Source organism: Myroides sp. LJL116 (assembly GCF_054871685.1).
In genome coordinates, this window is record NZ_JBTXLR010000042.1 from 1 (window position 1) to 1,998 (window position 1,998).

Here is a 1,998-nt window from a genome sequence, read left to right on the forward strand (position 1 = left end):
TAGCAGGTAACAAAGAGTTTATCACCAAGTTAGGGGATAATATTGACTTTGTAACTAACGTAACCAATAACCAGGAGTTTATTGATAATATCATCAATAAATTAGAGGGAACTTATGGTAATGTTGGCTATGATAGCGTTAAAAAAGAGCTTTATTATTTTGATAAAGACGGTAATAAAGTAACGGTAGAGTGGAGCGATTTAGATACAACTAACTCAAGCTTTACTCTAGAAGGAGATTTCTTAACTATTACTGACAGTAAAGGAAATAGTGTAACTCTTGCAGTAGAACAGATTGCTTCTAATTCTACTTTTGTAACAAACTTAGCTGGAAACAAAGAGTTTATCACCAAGTTAGGGGATAATATTGACTTTATTACCCATGTAACAGAGAATAAAGATTTTATCGAAAATATTATCAATCAGTTGACTGGTACTTATGGTAATGTTGGGTTTAATCCAACAACAGGAGACTTCTATTATTTAAATGAACAAGGAGATAAAGTAGAGATTAATTTCCAAGAAATTGTTACATCAGCTGAGACCTTAACAAGCTTAAATGGAAGTAATGACCAAGGTAATGCCTTACTTAAATATTTAGATGAAAAGGGTGATGTTTCTAATATAGATTTAGTAGATCTTTTAGCTAAAAGTGATGTCTTCCAAGAGTTCTTAACTACTATTGTTTCAGGTGCTGCTGTAGATGAAACAATAACTACACTGGATAAAAAAGACAAAGGAGTTTATACCTATACAAGTGAGGACAATACCATCACTAACATTGATATAATTGCAGATGTAAACACCAACTTTGGTGATATTATCAACAATGAAGAGGTAAAGAACTTACTTAATCAATATTTTAAGGATAATGTACCTGCGGGAGTTGTAACCTACGTAAAAGAAGGAGATAACTATGTGTTTAAGTACATCAATGAAAAAGGAGAAGCGGTAGAGATTGACCTTGCTGGCGATTTAATAAATAACCAAGAGTTTATTGATAACATAATTAAGAAACTAGGTGGTCTTTATGGAAACGTGGTATATAATACCCAAGACAAAAAATTCTATTATATAGATGCTCAAGGTGATCAACAAGCCATAGACTGGAGTGATCTAGATACTACTAACACTACTTTTACTTTAGAAGGAGACTTTTTAAGTGTAACCGATAGTAAAGGAAATAGCGTAAAATTAGCAGTAGAACAGATTGCTTCTAACTCCACTTTTGTAACAAACTTAGCTGGAAACAAAGAGTTTATTACCCAGTTAGGAGACAATATTGATTTTGTAACTAACGTCACAAATAACCAAGAGTTTATTGATAATATCATCAACAAACTTGAGGGAACTTATGGTAATGTTGGTTATGATAGCACTACTAAAGAGCTTTACTACTTTGATAAAGACGGTAATAAGGTAACTGTAGACTGGAGTGATCTAGATACTACTAACTCAAGTTTTACTTTACAAGGGGATCTATTAACTATTACCGACAGTAAAGGAAATAGCGTGACTCTTCCAGTAGAAGAGATTGCTTCTAACTCAACCTTCGTAACTAATCTAGCAGGTAACAAAGAGTTTGTAACTAAGTTAGGAGACAATATTGATTTTGTAACTAACGTAACAAATAACCAGGAGTTTATTGATAATATCATCAACAAACTAGAGGGAACTTATGGTAATGTTGGTTATGATAGTACTACTAAAGAGCTTTACTACTTTGATAAAGACGGTAATAAGGTAACTGTAGACTGGAGTGATCTAGATACTACTAACTCAAGTTTTACTTTACAAGGGGATCTATTAACTATTACCGACAGTAAAGGAAATAGCGTGACTCTTCCAGTAGAACAGATTGCTTCTAACTCCACTTTTGTAACAAACTTAGCAGGTAACGAAGAGTTTGTAACCAATTTAGTAGAAAACAAAGAGTTTATTACTCAGTTAGGAGATAATATTGAATTCATTACACAGGTAACAGAGAATAAAGATTTCA

At 32.6% G+C, this 1,998-nt stretch carries 1 pseudogene; it reads left to right on the top strand.

Annotation, left to right across the window (positions count from 1 at the left end):
- A pseudogene (locus ACYSNM_RS13770) lies at positions 1-1,998 on the top strand (hypothetical protein); the annotation flags it as partial.